General features: G+C 40.4%; 13 protein-coding genes. 5 read left to right on the top strand and 8 right to left on the bottom strand.

The window, feature by feature from the left end; all coding sequences use genetic code 11:
- The first annotated feature begins 281 nt into the window (after nt 1-281).
- The 5 genes from WMO62_RS07235 to WMO62_RS07215 all read left to right on the top strand — a co-directional run bounded on the left by WMO62_RS07235 (nt 282) and on the right by WMO62_RS07215 (nt 4,956).
- Nucleotides 282-623, top strand: coding sequence for a MobC family plasmid mobilization relaxosome protein (locus tag WMO62_RS07235; RefSeq protein WP_002596375.1), 342 nt, complete (start codon nt 282-284; stop codon nt 621-623).
- Entirely contained in the window at nt 572-1,975 is a 1,404-nt protein-coding gene (locus tag WMO62_RS07230) for a relaxase/mobilization nuclease domain-containing protein (protein WP_014081115.1), read from the top strand. The genes WMO62_RS07235 and WMO62_RS07230 overlap by 52 nt, the downstream gene beginning before the upstream one ends.
- 217 nt (nt 1,976-2,192) lie before the next feature.
- Entirely contained in the window at nt 2,193-2,540 is a 348-nt protein-coding gene (locus tag WMO62_RS07225; protein WP_014081116.1) for a helix-turn-helix domain-containing protein, read from the top strand.
- A gap of 231 nt (nt 2,541-2,771) precedes the next feature.
- Nucleotides 2,772-3,158, top strand: coding sequence for a BlaI/MecI/CopY family transcriptional regulator (locus WMO62_RS07220; RefSeq protein ID WP_014081117.1), 387 nt, complete (start codon nt 2,772-2,774; stop codon nt 3,156-3,158).
- A 1-nt stretch (nt 3,159) separates the two neighbouring features.
- Nucleotides 3,160-4,956, top strand: a complete 1,797-nt coding sequence (locus WMO62_RS07215) for a BlaR1 family beta-lactam sensor/signal transducer (protein ID WP_014081118.1) — start codon at nt 3,160-3,162, stop codon at nt 4,954-4,956.
- Between the two features lie 90 nt (nt 4,957-5,046).
- Here WMO62_RS07215 and WMO62_RS07210 read toward each other — a convergent pair whose 3' ends face one another.
- The 8 genes from WMO62_RS07210 to WMO62_RS07175 form a co-directional block, all read right to left on the bottom strand.
- Nucleotides 5,047-6,555, bottom strand: a complete 1,509-nt coding sequence (locus WMO62_RS07210) for a WD40/YVTN/BNR-like repeat-containing protein (protein ID WP_014081119.1) — start codon at nt 6,553-6,555, stop codon at nt 5,047-5,049.
- Between the two features lie 20 nt (nt 6,556-6,575).
- Complete coding sequence (locus WMO62_RS07205) at nt 6,576-7,016, bottom strand: hypothetical protein (RefSeq protein ID WP_014081120.1); 441 nt, start codon at nt 7,014-7,016, stop codon at nt 6,576-6,578.
- A gap of 59 nt (nt 7,017-7,075) precedes the next feature.
- The gene (locus tag WMO62_RS07200) at nt 7,076-8,341 is read right to left on the bottom strand and encodes a DUF6070 family protein (protein WP_349108792.1); all 1,266 of its coding nucleotides are present in this window, start codon (nt 8,339-8,341) and stop codon (nt 7,076-7,078) included.
- 27 nt (nt 8,342-8,368) lie between these two features.
- On the bottom strand, nt 8,369-9,640 hold the full coding sequence (locus WMO62_RS07195; RefSeq protein ID WP_014081122.1) for a DUF6070 family protein: 1,272 nt from the start codon (nt 9,638-9,640) through the stop codon (nt 8,369-8,371).
- Entirely contained in the window at nt 9,640-10,881 is a 1,242-nt protein-coding gene (locus WMO62_RS07190) for a DUF6070 family protein (protein ID WP_349144245.1), read from the bottom strand. Before WMO62_RS07190 ends, WMO62_RS07195 begins: the two co-directional genes overlap by 1 nt.
- Nucleotides 10,829-12,943 (bottom strand): penicillin-binding transpeptidase domain-containing protein, encoded by a 2,115-nt coding sequence (locus WMO62_RS07185; RefSeq protein ID WP_349144244.1) that lies wholly within the window; start codon nt 12,941-12,943, stop codon nt 10,829-10,831. Before WMO62_RS07185 ends, WMO62_RS07190 begins: the two co-directional genes overlap by 53 nt.
- A gap of 185 nt (nt 12,944-13,128) precedes the next feature.
- Nucleotides 13,129-13,356, bottom strand: coding sequence for a transposon-transfer assisting family protein (locus WMO62_RS07180; RefSeq protein WP_014081125.1), 228 nt, complete (start codon nt 13,354-13,356; stop codon nt 13,129-13,131).
- Nucleotides 13,357-13,359: 3 nt separating this feature from the next.
- A complete protein-coding gene (locus WMO62_RS07175) occupies nt 13,360-17,388 on the bottom strand; it encodes a YodL domain-containing protein (RefSeq protein ID WP_014081126.1) in 4,029 nt (1,342 codons plus the stop codon).
- Nucleotides 17,389-17,451: the final 63 nt, after the last annotated feature.

The following is a 17,451-nucleotide window of genomic DNA, read 5'->3' as shown; positions in this document are numbered from 1 at the left end:
ACGCTATCCATAACAAGGGCGGTAACGCCCTACTGTGTTGCAAACCGCTCGCCTATACTCACGCAACACGCAAATTCCCTACGGGTAATTTGCAGAAGAATAGCAAGCACTGCCTGTGTTCCCTCACAGGCACCATTTCCGCAAATTTCTACCAAGTGAAAACTTGCAGAAATTGGCTTGCATGGGGCATATCCCCCTGTCCCCCTAAAAGCAAAAAACAACCGCCGGCTACGGCATATTTGAAAATCTTTTATACAAATAAGGAAAGGACTGATACTGCAATGGCAAACCGAGAAAGACAAAATGAACTTAAAATCTATCTCAGCGATGACGAGCAATACATCTTAGATCAGAAATGGAAAGCCTCCGGCATGAAGAGCAAATCCGCATTTATTCGGCATCTGATTTTGTATGGCTATGTCTACGATGTAAACTACGAACACCTGCGGGAATACAACACCACGCTCGCCCGTATCGGCAATAATCTGAACCAGATTGCCAAGCGGATGAATGCTACTGGCAATGTCTATAAAGCCGATGTAAACGAAGTAAAGGAGCTGATGAAACAGGTATGGCAATCACAAAAATCCATGCTATCCAGGCAACCGTCCATAAGGCAGTAAACTATATCTGTAATTCCCAAAAAACAGATGAAAGTAGTCTCATTTCTTCCTTCGGATGCAGTCCTGAAACCGCTGCCTTTGACTTCAAATTTGCTCTGTCAAAAACAAATCAGGCAGACCCCAACAAAGCCTTTCATCTGATACAGGCTTTCGCTCCGGGAGAGGTATCTTATAAGGAAGCACATCAGATCGGTGTGGAGCTTGCCGACAAGCTGTTAGAGGGGAAATTTTCTTATATCGTTTCCACTCATATTGATAAAGGTCACGTTCACAACCACATCATTTTCTGTGCCGCAGATAATGTGAATCACGAAAAATATCATGACTGTAAACAGACCTACTACCACATTCGCCGCCTGAATGATGAGCTGTGTTCCAAGCATCAGTTATCCGTCATTTCTCCCACAAACCAGCGTGGTAAAAGTTATAAAGAATGGACATCCGGCAGAAATGGCACCTCGTGGAAAATCAAGCTCAAGCAGGACATTGATGAAGCAATTCAAAACGCTGATACATATGAACAGTGCATGGAGCTGATACGGGCAAAAGGTTATGAAATCAAAGGCGAAACCATTGGAGAAAACGCCTTAAAGTACATTTCCTTCCGCCCCCTTGACCGGGAGCATTTTGTCCGTGGCAGCTTAAAGTCTTTGGGTGCAGAATACACCAAAGAACGGATTAAGGAACGGGTAGAAACAAAGGCTTTAGCACAGACACAAAAACGTGTCCCATTCCCTGCCCGAAAAAAACCTCTTATCAAGGATTATTCTTCCCGAACGCTCATTGACACCTCGGAAGAAAAGTTCACGCAAAGCCCCGGTCTGCAGCATTGGGCAGCGATTGAAAATCTCAAAATCGCTGCCAGCAGTTACAGTAAAGCAGGTTCTATCATCGAGCTTGAAAAACAGATTGAAAGTAAGTCTGTTCTTGCAAAAACCGCACGGAACAGTCTTGTGGAAACAGAACGTCAGCTAAAGGATTTAGGACAGATATTGAAATACGCTGAACAATATCAGAGCAATCATATCTATCACATCCGTTACCGGAAATCGAAAGACCCTGACGCTTATCTCCGCCACCATGAAACAGAACTCCTGCTCCATGACGGTGCAGAAAATATGCTGAAACGCTTTGGAATCAGCTTAAAACATTTTGATATTGATAAGTTTCGTAATGATTACAATGCTCTGTATGCCAAGAAAGAAGCCTTGCAGAAAACCTATAAATCTGCTGAAAAAGACATACAGGCTCTCAACCGAAAACTGGATAATCTGAACCAGTATCTTGACCGGACTCCGGGACAGGAACAGACCACAAACCGCAAACCGGAAAAAGACTTTACAACGCTCTGATTTCCCCACAAAAAAGGTGTATCGCGTTGAAGTTTTATACTTCTTTGCGATACACCTTAGTGTGTAATATGCTGCTATCTCAAAACTTTTCACTATTCTTTTTCTATGTATTTTCACATACTTTACATCCATGTATTACACTCCATATCTACACTGTATTCTATTGCAATTCACTCGTTTTAATAGGTATTGTAAACTACTATCGAGGTGAATTATAATGCATGACATAAAACAAATTCTTGCCATTGCAGTGCGTGAAGCCCGTACCGAACTCGGACTTTCACAAGAAAAGCTGGCTGAAACTCTTAATATGGATACCCGCACCATACTAAATATTGAAGCCGGACGTGGTAACCCCAAATATGATAAGCTGTATCCTTTGATTACATATCTGAAGATACCCGCCGATAAGATTTTCTACCCAGCCAACGCAAACCAACAGCCAAATCTCCAAAAACTCCTGACCCTGCTGAATGACTGCACGGAACAGGAGGCTGCGGATTTATTGCCTATGGTTCGTTATCTGCTTGATCTGCTGCACAAGCAAGACCATCCAACTCTGTAAGAATGCCAATAGACTCCTTGTGACTCTATTGGTTTTCTTATTTTCAAAGCACTTTATTTACAATTTCAATCATCCTGATTCCACTCCTTTTTTAAATTCTTACTTATGTAATATTTGAATTATTACATAAGTAAGATTTCAAGTCAATCTATTTTCTCTTAAATTGACAACTACACAAATAACATCTATAATATTTTTATTACAGCCGTAAGATTTAAGGAGGGATTTGAAATGAGCGATTTACCACAGATTTCTGAAGCTGAATTTGAAGTTATGAAAATCGTATGGAAACATGCGCCGATCAGCACCAATGAAATAACTGATAAATTATTACAGACTACGAACTGGAGTCCAAAAACAATACAAACTCTAATTAAACGTCTAGTGAACAAGGGCGTTCTGACTTATGAAAAACAAAGTCGGGTGTTTGTTTACACTCCAGTTGTGAAAGAAAGTGAATACATCGGTCAGGAAAGTAACTCTTTTCTAGAACGATACTACGATGGAGACATCACTGCCATGCTGTCTGCATATATAGAAAATGACAGACTGTCCGAAACGGAAATAGACACTCTCCGCTCTCTTCTTTCCAAGAGGTCAAAAAAAGGAGGTAATTAACATGGCTGATTTTATGATACGCTTTTTAATATGCAATGTATTTATCAGCGGTATCATCGGAATTCTTTTGATAGCCAAGCGGATATTCAAAGTCAACCTATCCAGCCGGATGCAGTATAATCTATGGTTCCTGCTACTTGGATTGTTGGTAGTTCCTTTTATACCGTTCCGTTTAATTGGGTTTCCGCAAATCCTCTCGTGGCTCAGTAGCCTGAAAAGTTCTCCTACTTCTGGCACCAGAACCGCCATAGGAGAAGCTGTTGGGATCAATCCAGCCGGAAATGCAGACTGGATGAATGACTTTGCCCTTTCGGTAAATAGTGAGACTCCATCCAGCATCGGATACATACTATTTGGAATATGGCTTGTAGGCATCCTTGCAATGATTATATTGGTAATCAAGTCCTCTATCCGCTTACAGAACTTGAAAAAATCTGCACTTCCCCTTCAGAACCCGGAAGTCCGAAAACTATATCATCGATGTATGAAAGAAATGGGAATTAACAGAAATATCCATGTTTACAGTACTGCATTTTTGAAATCTCCGATTATTGTGGGGCTTTTGAAACCTTGTATTTATCTGCCGATTCATCTCATCTCAGATTATAACGAATCGGACATGCGATACATGCTGTTACACGAGCTACAGCACTATAAGCACAAAGATGCTATTGCCAACTATCTAATGAACTTTGCCGGAGTAATATATTGGTTCAATCCTCTTGTCTGGTATGCTCTGAAAGAAATGCGTAATGACAGAGAGGTTGCCTGTGACACCTCTGTTTTAAAGATGCTTGAGGAGGATGATTATGCAGATTATGGTAATACACTGATCAATTTTGCGGAAAAGATTTCACTTACTCCATTTCCGTTTGCCGCCGGTCTTGGTGGAAACATGAAGCAGATGAAACGGAGAATTATCAACATTGCATCTTATGAGAAGCCGACATTTATAAAAAGAGTAAAAGGTATGACTGCATTCATGTTGACTGCTGTCCTTCTCCTTGGATTCGCACCTTTTATTTCTACATACGCAGCAGATGGAAGCCACTACCAATGGGATTCCTCTTCTGAGAATATTTCCTATGTAGACCTCTCCACATACTTCAGAGAATACGAAGGCAGCTTTGTTTTATACGATTTGGAAAACGATGCATGGAGTATACATGACATGGAGCATGCCACCTTACGGGTTGCTCCAAACTCCACCTACAAGATATACGATGCTTTGTTCGGATTGGAAGAAGGCGTCATTACACCAGAAAATTCGTTCATTGCATGGAATGGAGAAACCTATCCATTTGAAGCATGGAACGCAGATCAGACCTTACAGTCTGCAATGAACTCCTCTGTGAATTGGTATTTTCAAGCAGTAGACGAACAGCTTGGAACCTCTGACGTTTACAGCTATGTTCAAGAAATCGGATATGGTAACGAAAACATGAGTGGCGATTTCTCCTCTTATTGGATGGAATCCTCCTTGGAAATCTCTCCAATAGAACAGGTCGAACTTTTAACCAAGCTGCAGAATAACAGTTTCGGCTTCGCCCCTGAAAATATCAATGCAGTAAAAGATGCCATCTGCCTTTCAGCTTCCGATGCCGGAACATTCTACGGAAAAACCGGAACTGGCCGTGTTAATGGACAGGATGTAAACGGATGGTTCATCGGTTATATCGAAACTGCAGATAATACATACTTTTTTGCCACCAACATTAGTGCAGACAGCGATGCTACCGGAGGCAACGCAACTGAAATAACCATGTCTATCTTGTCAGACATGAATATCTGGAAATAAAACATAATAAAATCGGGTAAAGGTCATAGTCAGTCGTACAATCTTTTACCCGATTTTTTGTGTTTTAACACTATTCGTATCTTTTATTTCTTATTGTAAATCACCTTCGCCTGTACTTAATCCCTCATACATCCATGTCTTTCCATTGTCGTTAGATGTAAATCTCAAGCCTCCGTAACTGCTGTATTCTGCCTTGATGATTACAGTCCATTGTCCATCGGATACTTGTGGCATCTCTGCGTAATCATAATCTGCGATTGTGTATCCTAGTTCATCAGCAATATCCGGCAGTTCCGTAACCTCTTCCATTGGAAATTCCATCTGTGTAAAAGTAACTCCGCCATCTGATGTCACATATAAAGTTGAGGCATCCTGTGAAGCGCCTGTCATACCAATCACACCAAGATTTTCATCGTAAAATTCTATTCCCAGTGCCACGCCAATCTTGTTGTTAAACGGATTGGCATTTATCACATTCCATGTTTCACCACCATCTGATGACTTTTCCAATTCATAATAACGGCTTCCTGCTGCCGCATCAGTAACTACTAATCTCCATCCAATTTCTTTATTCTCAGACAACCAGTAATATACAGAACCGTTGGAATTATCTACATACCAGGATTCTGTTTCTTTAGCATCATCAATAGTCTGCTCTTCCTCCCTGTCGATGATAGTTTCTAACGGAATCACTTCCGGTTCCATAAAATAACGTACCGGAGTCACCTCAGATTCACTTGGAATATGAAGCGAGACTTCATATCCATAAACAGCTCCACCATTCAGTTCCGAATAAATGGCATTGTCTGTGTTGTCCACTCCGTCACCATCCACATCACCTTGAAGATATACAAATCCTTCCATTGTGTTAAATTCCCGCTTGCCATAATAGAGAATTTCATAATCGTCTGCATATCCTTCCACAGCCCAGTTATTTACTCTTGTTTTGTAATCAGCGTTTTTCAAAATTTCAAGCATCGGCTGTAATCTCATGTCATCATCGTAAGATTTGCTCGCAACTCCATTAATACACACAGTCATTTTTGAATCTGCATCCACATCATAGTCAATAAGGAATGTATTTTCGTCTCCATTTTCATATCTTCCATACATATAAGTATAAATACTCTGAATTTCACCATCTTTGTCAAAGGAAAGCTGGAACTTATTTTGAACATAAAGTTCATCCGGTAAATCCAACTCTGTCTCAATGTCTTCCAAGATTCCTTCTACACCTGTCTCAAAGAAGTTGGTATGAGTAAGTTCAATTTTCTTTTGGTTACGCCATTCGTCAATCTTCCATGACAATGCACCATTATAAGGGATTGCCGAATAAATAATCCTGCCTCCAAACAAAATGGTCAGGGCAACAACTACAATACATTTTCCCCAGAACAGTTTACCTTTTTCAATTTTTTCTTCTTTTCTACTGCTAACAATTCCAAAAATGATTGTTGCTATAAGAACAACACCCAAAATCAATATTGGAATCAAGTCCACTTTCGTCCCACCGTATTGACATAGATTTGAAATGCGAATCATCAGCACCGCATATATAGCAATTCCAATAAAACCACATATATTAGAAATTTTCTTCATAATTTGTCTCCATCTCGTTTTTAGTGTCCACGTATATCCAATTCATCCAATAGAGAATTTTCACTTCCCCAAGAATATACAATGTAATAACCCCTGTCCTTTATTTCTTCCGCAAATTGTAGTGTCCCGTGATCAATCCCCTCAATGGACTGCCCTTCCTGAATTTTCACCAAACATTCCCACTCATTACTTCTGTACCTTGAATAGTAAGCATCCAATTCTTCCAAAGACAAGTCACTTCGAATTAGAATTGCTCCGAAATACTGCATTCCATTTCCGTTACCTGTCAGCTTCCCTGCCCGTGATATTGACTCTATCAATTCCGTTTTCTCTGGCAGTGGTGTTTCACATAATTTCTTTTCCACTTTATAAGCAGTGTGGTTATTTATAAGCGGAATTGAAATCACACCGCCTATTAATACAACTGCTGCCAATATTCCAACTAGTTTTAATTTCTTCATGTGTCCTCCTTCCTTTTCTTACATCTGTAAGATTACCACAAAACACAACTATTATCAAATCATTCTTTAATTCGGTATTGATAATCGGGTATCTGCATAATTCCGTCATTTAGGATTTTATTCCCCAAATACTGAAAACTGCCATCCTCTGCAAACCTTACCGTAAGTTCATGGGTTATGACTGCATCATCGCAAATAACCATATCACAAACCGCCTCCACCGTTAACGTGACTGTCTCATCATCATTTTCTTTGATATCCGTGACCTCTGGCAAAGAAGTTCCAAAGAAAGTAGGTGCATAATTTCCACATCCTAATCGAGCCCAATCATATGTGTGGTTTTCCTCGTCAAATACTGCGTACTCTCGTATCTGCTCCGCTGTTATCGGAAGATATTCCATAATCAGACTTTCGAATTCTTCTTTTGGAATACCATTTGGATAATCTTCGGAATTGAACTTTTCTCCATATTTCATTCCATACAGATATTCAAACATTCCGTTATAATCCAATTCACTCATATTTTCCGTATTCCAGTTGGAACACAAAAGGTTCTGTCCCTGATATCCAAGTCCCAAGACGAGGCGCTCAGACATCTCTCGCTGTTCCTCTGTCATAGGTTTTATTCTAATCACGCTGCTTCCATCCACAATTTCACTGACCTCCGGTGGCTCCGGCACACACAACTCGTAGCAGAACCATCCCTTATCTGTATATTTCCACTCTTTTAGTCTTGTATAGGAAATGTATGAAATCCCCGGCTTATTATCAGCATTCCAGATTCCTTTTGCACTTACAACATACATATCTGTTCCATCAAAAATGAATTTCATTCTGCCCAATCCACCATCGTTGTGGACTTCATAAATTACTGCAGAACCACTTTTCCCTTCCATACATTCTTTCAGAAAACTGTCAACACTTTCATAATTCTCCATGTTAGAATATGTTACCATTGTTGTAACCGGACATCCTGCATCCTTTAGCTTCCTCTGCATTTTCAAAACTGTTTGATCATCCAAAGCAACATTAGATGCTATCCCTTTATCTGCAGTTTCATAAATGTCAAGATAAAGTTCCATCTGCTTTTTACAGTCAGTCTCAGCTTCTTCCCTTTCCTGTTCATCTAACGGAAGGTCGTAGCCCTTTTCCCATTGTTCTGCAGCCTCTTCCTCGGCACTTTTTATCTCCTCCGTGGAAGATACATCTTCCGTATCTTCCACAAGAGATTCATCCACAATACTATCTTCTTTTCCACAGGCACATACGAAGCATCCAATCAGAAATGCCATAATCAGCAAAATGCTTTTTTTCTTTAATGCCATAATATCATCCTTTCTTTCAAAGCAAATTTAATGTGCTTTTGCTATTGGCGGCAGTTCCAACTCTATTTGTTCTATAGAATTGGAAAGATACCTGAAAGTTCCGTCTTCAAATGGCTGGACCACAACCGTATTCCGAAAAGCGAGATCAGAATTATAATCCGGCCATACTCCATCCACGATAAGTGTAATCGTTCCATCCGCATTTTGGGTATAGTCAACTACTTCTCCGAAAGGTGGGTATGGACTGGCATAAATCATCTCATATTCATAGCTATTGCTGCCCTCATCATATCCACAATGCTCTCTCAACTGTTCTACCGATACCGGAAAATAAGTAGTCATTATCCTTTCATATTCCTCTGCCGGAATCTTCCAACCCTCAGTTTTCAGATTTTCCCCCGTAGAAATCCTATAAACATCTTCATACATACAAGGCATCAGAATGTCCTCCACATTGCTGCTATCCCAATCGGTAACGAGCAGATTGTAATTCACATAACTTAGTCCTGATATGTATTCTTGCGTTAATTCCCGGCAGTCTTCTGGTAGCGGTTCTATTCTCCAATACTGTCTCAAACTTGCATGTGCAATCACATATTCATATGCGTAGATAAAATATCCTTTTTCGGTCAGTTTAATCTCAGCCACATTACTTACCGAAGTTCCCTGTATTTCTGGCATACCACCTTCTCTCCACCGAATTCCTATGTAATAGGTCTGCAACTCACCTTTCCGATAGATAAAGGTAACTGCTCCAATCAGCCCATCTCTCTGTACTTCAAATACCGTAACCATCGAGTCTTGTCCATCCAGGTAATCTGCATAAAATGCTTCGATTGCTTCATGATTTTGCATAGCAGTATCTTCTTCAACACTTACCAGACCGGTTCTGCCCAATTGCTCCACCACAGCTTTCCTCTGCTCTTTGGTAAATTCGCCAATACCGGAAGAGTAGCTTGGTGCATCTGCAATTACAATATCCTTATAGATTTCTCTGACCGATTCTGCTGCTGACAAAACCGTACTCTGCAGTTGCTCCTTCTCCTCTTCTGTAAGGAGATCATCACTGGCTTGCGGAATAAACCAATATGCTGACTCTGTGGAAGTTTCCGCATTCTCGGCTTCTTCTGTTTCTGCTTCGCTATTTTCGATTTCTACAGGTGGCTCCCATACTTCTTCTGCCACCTTTTGCTTTTCTGTATGCAGTTCTCCCCAACAGACCACTCCGGCTATTACGAAAATCAACAGCAGCAAAATCGGAAGACCACATCTTCTAAGCAGCCATTTCACATCTTCCATTATTCGCCTCCGTATAATTCTTCCCATTCTTCTAACGTCAACCGTGGCGTATGCCATGTTTCCTCAGAATTATCCTCGGAGGGTATAATTCGATTGGATACATATTGTACCCCGCCATCCTCCAAAGGACGAACCACAACCTCGTGGGCATATACTTTGGAATTTCCCGAATATGGAAATACCACATTAGCAGTAAGTGTAATTGTTCCATCACTGTTCTCCGTATACCCGATTACTTCTGAATATGGGTATTCCGGATACTCTACTTCTTCGAAGCCTCTCGGTTTGTATTCATAGGTCGAATCCTCCGAATCATAGACAGTTTTGGATTGCAGCGTTTCACTATCAATATTGAAATATTTCATAATAACGCTTTCAAATTCCTCTTTTGGAATCCGATAAACTGCACTGACTGACAAATTGTCATCTGCAACATAAGGAACATACTGACCATTCACTTTTGGATAAAGAATGTCATACATATCATAGAAATTCAAATCCCCAAAATCTTCTTCACTCCAATCCACAATAAACATATTATTCTGTTCAAAGCTGATTGGAAGAAGATATTTCCGACTCAGTTCCCTATATGTTTCATCCAATGGCTGTACTCGTAATGCGGTATGCTCCTCTGCTCCACTCAATGTAAGAACGTATAATTCTTCTGAAAACCAGACACCAGAAAACATCAGGTAACCTTCTTCTGTATAATTCCAATACTCTGCTTGATACCTCCCAGTAACTTCTTTCTGTATTTCTCCATTTTCGTATCCATAATAGCTTCTGACCACATCTACATTTCCGTCTTTTGTGTGCAAATCGTATTTTACAAATCCGCCCAAATAGCCGACTTCAAGAATCGTTATATCTGCTTCTTCCTGTGCATCCACCTTTTCACAAAATTCCAGTACCTGCTCCGCTTCCGTCATATTCACTTGATTTCTGCTGTCAACAGCAGGATACTCGTTTTCTCCAAGACGATTTACAATACTCCGAATTATTTCCAAATCATCTAACTTATTTTCCTCTGCTGCCTTGTCATAAAGATCTATGCAGATGTTTATAATTTCTTCTTCATTCTCCTGTTCTTCTTCTGAAACGTCCTGAACATCAATTACTGTTTCCGAAACTGTATCTTCTTCCGGTGGTGTATCGCTACACCCCGAAATACTAAACATCAGTACAAAACTAATGACTGCTAAACCACTCTTCCAGAAGCAGACTGTCTTTCTTAACAACATATCCGCTTCCTCCTCTTCCTTTCACATCTTCTACCATACTGATAATCAATATAGGACATTCCGTATCTTCTGCTGTAAAAATTGCAAACCATCCTAATTCTGTACCCGAAGTATCATCCTTCGATGCCTTTATTTCTGCCGTACCTGTTTTTCCTGCTAAAAGAATGTCATCTCGATGGGCTGCATATCCAGTTCCATTAGAATCATTCACAACCTTCTTTGTTCCTTCCAATACACGACTTGCTGTCTCGTTAGAAAAGGCACCCGGAATCCAATACTCAACTTCCGCTTCATTCTGATATACCAAATAAGGCTTTATTACATTTCCCTCATTACAGAAAGCAGAATAAATACATGCCATATGCAACGGGTTCACTAAAATCTGTCCTTGTCCGTAACCGCTGTCAGCTAACTGTATTTCAGTTTCAATGCCTTCTGTATTGGAATACTGAGATTCTGCCATCTTAATCTCAAATGGTAGTTCCTCATTGAAACCAAGCCGTATCAAAGAATTCTCCAACTCATCCGATCCAATCTTTAATGCTGCTTTTGCGAAATAAATATTATCAGAATAAATCAAGGCATTCTCTAAAATGACTGGTTCATACGCATGAAGCGTTGTTACATGATATGAACCCCACGATGCATCTTTTTGCCAACTTAATCCTACGTTCCCGTAATCTTCCATTGGATCGATTGCTCCTGATTGTAAACCAATCGCAGCTATAATTGGTTTGAAGGTAGATCCCGGACACCACACTTGCCGGAACCGATTATACATTGGCTTATTCTCGTCCTCGTTAAGTACAGTCCACTGCTCACTCGATAATCCCATAATAAAATCGTTATTGTCATAAGCCGGTGTGCTGACCAAAGCCAATACCTCTCCGGTATAATGATTTATGGCTACCGAGCAGCTTTTATCTTCCTTAAACTGTTCGTACAAGGAAACCTGCAAATCAGTATCTATCGTAAGCCGGATGTCCTGCCCATGCTGTACCAGGATACAAGCCAGTTCCTCCTTCTCTTTATCTTCCGAATTTACAATGTAAATCCTGCAACCGTTCTGGCCTTTCAGTTCTTTCTCGAACAAGCCCTCCATTCCGCTTCTGCCGATTACACTATTGGCTGTATAACCTTCTCCTGCATGTTCCTCTAAATCTTCCGCAGTAACGCTTTGAACATACCCGACCAAATGCGCAGCGGCTTCCCCTAATGGGTATTCACGCACTTCAACATCAGATATCATCACTCCGGGAATCTCCAGCAACTTATCATGCCTTTCTTTCTCCTTTAAAACTTCTTCCTCTGGACTGATAGACATTAACTCAATTTCTTCCACTCTTGGAATCGTTTTAATAGGTACAAAAGAATCATCCTTTACCCACTTTGCAGACAGGTTCTTTTCTATCGCTTCCGTTGTGATTTCCAATAGTCCTGCAATCTGTGCGATTGCTTCCTCTCTGTTTTCCAACTTGCCCGGAACAATTCCAACTGAAGATGCTGTACCTTTTCCTGCAAGGACACGTCCGTTCCTATCCAGAATTTCTCCTCGCTCTGCCTGTGTAGTAGAAACTCTTACTTTATCTGCAGAAGTCAGATTAGGAAAAATCATGGAATCATCCCAAACCAATTTATATCCTTCTTCTCCATTTATAAAAAATGCCTCATTCTCAAAGCTGATAGTTCCTGCCACTGTATCAAACGAAGTCAAATATGTTACTTTTTTATCTTCCTCCACATACTCGACATTTTTTATCGACATGTTTTGCATTTCAATTCCCTCATAAATAGTGGAATTTCTCTTCAGAAAATCTTCCTTACTGATATATCCAGATGACTCCAAATCAATCATTGCATACATTTCTTCGTATTCTTGTTTTGGAATATGCATCATATACTCTACTAAGATAGTATCTGGTGTTTTACACGCATTTTTTCTTTTATATAATACTGTTGCACTCACAACTACTCCAATCAAAGTAATTGTTAACATTAACACTATAATGCCCAACATTTTTCTATATCTTTGTATTCTTTTGGTTCTATGTTTTGCCTTCATCGTTACCTCCATTTCTTATTCGTATCAATGTACTACGCTTATATATTACAAGTGTAAGATTTTGAAGCAAAAAAATTTACTCCCTTTCGTTATAAATATTACACCCGTAATATTTATCAGTCAAGTTCTTATTCAAAAAGACAGAACACAGCCACCAAAAGCCATGTTCTGCCTTACGTTTGATGTTACTCTGCCGCTACAAACTCCATCTTCATAAATTCATGATCCGTCAATTCCTTTAATTTTGCAAGGACACATAATGACAATTCAACCATCTCATCATCCTCCAGATGTTTCAGTGTCTTATTGATACCATTTATGACATTTTTTCTGCCTCCCACATCTGAATCTATACCTTCTTCCATAAAAATACTGATTAAATTACTCTCTTCTACGGTAAATCTCTTATTCATCACTTACATCTCCCTCTGACTTTTCTTTTCATTTTCTTGAACATCATGTTCTTTCGATTGCCCTTCTACCTGTGATTTTTTCTCCGCAAGACGGGATTTTAAGGAAAGCCTTACCGTAGGCTTCTCCTCCATTCTCTTATTTTCTTCCCTTTGGGCTTTCTCCCCAACACCATTATTCAGCACATTATCAATCATATTATAATTCTGTTCTTCTGCCTCCTCAATCTTGGCAAGCGGCTTATACTCTGTCAGTTTTTCCAGAAGCTCCGTTGCTCGTTTTATTTCCTCTGGTACAGCTCCCTCCGAAATAATGTCTGCAAGCCACGTTGTTAAATGTCCGGTATCGCCCTGTTTTATGGATTCTGCAAGCTCTGATACATTCTCGGTCATATTTCTTGTACTATCGTGATACAGTACAGTATCATAATCGTAGGAAAGTCGGTCAAGTTCTACTGCAAGCTGTTCCTCTTGTGGCAAGTCCGGCATACGCAGTTCCCACACTCTTGCTTCCATTTCTTCACTCATCACGCCATCTATCTCCATATCGGGCAATTTAGCCACCAGTTCCGTAATGACTTCCATTGCCTGCGGATTGTTTTTAATATCAGGAACATAGTCCAAAACCCCAAGGTCAATCCTCTTTCCAGATAAAACATCAATCTCGTAATCCTCGAAGGGTTCCGCCCCTCTCCCTAGGATATTGATTCCGATTGCCGGAATACCATTCATCCGCTCTGAAGGTATCTGCTTCCAGATTGCTATAGCTTCATCCACCGTAGGAATATTCTCATAACACTCACCAAGATTATGAAATTCTCCACATTCCGAAACAGTTAAAGTTACTTCTGCGCTCTCCTTTTCCTGCTCTCTTACCTGTCTGACGCCCTCCAAATATTCTTCCATCTGTGGCAGATAGGATTCCAGCGTACCTGTTCGTTGGGCTGTAATTGGATTGATGTCAACTTTTACTTCTCCGATATGAAGTCCATCCTCATTAAAGGCATTAAATAAATCGTCCTCCCGTTCCGCTGTGGAAAGTTCCACCACCACATCAAGGTCAGAACCTTCATGCTCTAATCCCCTGCATCTGCTTCCTGTTACAGCAACATCCACGATTGTTGCATTAATATCATACTCTTCAATCTTCGCCTGCACATGGCATTTCACAGTTTCCTCGATTTCTTCCGGATTCATTTCACTAATATCGTGGAATAATTCCCCGGTCTTTGCCTTAAAATCTGCCACCACACTGCTTGGTGTACTCTCCGGAATAATACGATTTGCTTCCTCTGCTTTTTCCATCAGTCCATCATAATCCATCGGTATCAGTTCATCTTCTCTTTGGATATTTCCTTTTGCACCATTGTAATCCGGCTGTGACTTCAAATCCTCTAAAATATCATGCAAGGCTTCCCTTATCGTCACATCAGGATTATCATAAATTCCTCCGTCAATCTCCTTATAATCAGCTCCCATAATGGAATAATCATAACCGCCATCCACTTCCTGAATGCTGATAAAACGGTCTGCAATAGAAAATGCCAGTTCTGTTTCCTGTTCACTTTCCAAAGTTTTTTTCATTTCCGCAAGCACCTGTTCTGTTTCATCGCCAAGATCAATGATTTCATCTCCATCTATTTCCGGTTCTGTCTTTTGGACATTGTGTCCAGAAGTGTCCTGCATTTCTTCCTTTTCCGGTGTCTGCTCCCGTAAAAAATCCGGTATTTCCGTATATCCAAAAGAATCCACAAAATGAGCCGTATTCTGTCCGTTCTGATGAAGCACCACTATATCGCTGACAGATAGCGAATGTCCTCTGAAATCTTCTGGGTGGTCAAGGTTGAATTTTTCAAAGATTGCCTCTAAAGTTGCCCCCTGCGTCTCTTTTTGCAGTTCAGATAATTCGCCCACATATAAAAGTGTATAATTCTCTGGTTTAATTGCATCAAAATTATCTTTTGTAATGCCCATACGCTTTAAGGATTCCGTCCCCTCAAAACGTAAGGAATCTAATTCCGGATTAGGCTTTAATTGATAAATTCCATATTTATCAGTACTAGCATATAGGAGCTGCTCTTTTCTTGCCATTTCAGGTGTAATAACAGATCCGTCCTCATAGTTAATAGATTCCACCCATGTGATACCTAATTCTTTTTCTATTTCAAATTCCAAATCAGTTCCATAAAAAGCATTATGAATTTCTGCCACATCAGTATCTGAAATAGGCTCTGAGGTCTTGAATACCGCAGTTCTATCCCCACCCATTTCTTCTATATCGACAGCCACAACTGGATACGGGTATGTATATTCTCGCTCCTGTTCGTCCATTAAGATAAGTGTAATCTTAGTCTGCTGTTTCAATGCTTTATTCCATGTTTCCTTTTCAACCCCAAAGATACCTTCATGCTCTTCTATACGCTCCCTGCTTTCTGCCAATGATTCCGCACCGTCAGTATGAAGCAAATATACAGGCAAATCATGTTCAAATAATTCCAATGCTTTCTCTTGTGTTAATGGCAGCATTTCATTCCATTGATAGCCATATTCCCTCATTTCCGACAAACCAATCATCGGATCAGGCAGGGCATCAATCTCCGCCTTTGCATCAATTATGGTCAATGCCACATCCTGTTGGGCATACTGCTCCCTATATGCCAGTTTCTCTGCAAGTTCCCTTGTTTTATTCATATCATCAAGTTTATAGGCATAATTTACAATCAGATTTCGCTCCTCAGACGTGAAAATATTTTTTTCTGCTTCCAACTGATTGATAAGTTGTTCTGCCTGCCCCATGACAGATAAATTGGTATCAATGGGGTGTTCCATTCTTTCCTTTACATCAATAAGCTCGTCTGTATCCATGTTATAGCGGACATCAATATGATATTCCTCCGCTTCTTCCGTCTGCTCGTCAGCAAGTTCGGTAGTCCATGCTCCTTTGCTTTCAAGATAAGATGATATATTCGATTTATCCTCTTCATTCATGGTAGAAAGAGCGGATATAAGTTCTGCACTGTCCATTCCACGGACACTGACAAGATTGTATTCTGAAAAATCCTCGTTATGTACCAGCAGAATGCTTTCCTTTCCATGTTCCTGCTCCATCTCCCGGTTAAGCTGAAGCTCCTGCATTGCCCCCTCAATGCCTGTAATCAGTTCTGAAGCTGTCTTTCGGATTGTATCAAGGGAAGATTTCAGCTCTTTCATATTCCTGCCGCTGCTCCAGCCTGCGATATATCCAAAGGAATAATCGGATGTATCTATACCGAAATGCTGGCACACTGTAAAAGCCACACTCTCCGCTTCCACTTCCTTTGTATTCCTGTCCTTTACCGGAATATCCATGCTCTGATTAACTTCTTTATCATGCAGCCTGGAATGAGCCACCTCATGCACCATTGTTTTCAAAGTCTGGCTTTCGCTCATATTTTCCTGAACAGCAATCCGTTTTTCTGCTGTACTGAAATACCCTTTGGAATCGCCGGGAATATCTTCAAATGCAATCGGAACAGGAGAAATATTCATAAGCGCCTGGACAAAATCCTCATATCCCTCCACCGTAGATAACAGCTCATTCACTTCCAGTTCCGGAATAGGCTTGCCATCCGTCTGCGATACATCAAAAACAGATACCGCACGAAAGGCAGGAATGGTAACCTCTGTTTCCTCTTTCTGCGGCATACCGTTTTCATCAAACATCATTTCTCCCGTTACAGGGTCTAACTTATCACGTTCCTCTTTGATTTTATAAGGAGCTGGTGCAAGAATACGGATTGCCTTTTCTCCTTTATTGACGTGCCGCTCAAAGTTCTTCTGCCACGCCTGATAACCTGCCACCAGCGTAGCTTCCGGCTTCTGCATGGCAATCAGCAGCGTATTATTAAAACTGTAATTATGAAATTTTGACATGGTACTGAGATAGCTTTTATATTTTTCACTCTCAAAAAGCTCTTTCAAACCAGCTTCCAGCTTATCCGTAATCTCTTTGACTTTTTGCTTTTCACTCATGTAAACGGTATTTTTATCTTCCATAATTCGATTGTCCTTTCTTTTTTCCACGCAAAAAAGACAACCATCTCTGATTGTCTTTTTCGA

Source organism: Hominiventricola aquisgranensis, assembly GCF_040096225.1.
GTDB lineage: Bacteria > Bacillota > Clostridia > Lachnospirales > Lachnospiraceae > Hominiventricola > Hominiventricola aquisgranensis.
This window is presented reverse-complemented; position numbering and strand designations above follow the sequence as displayed.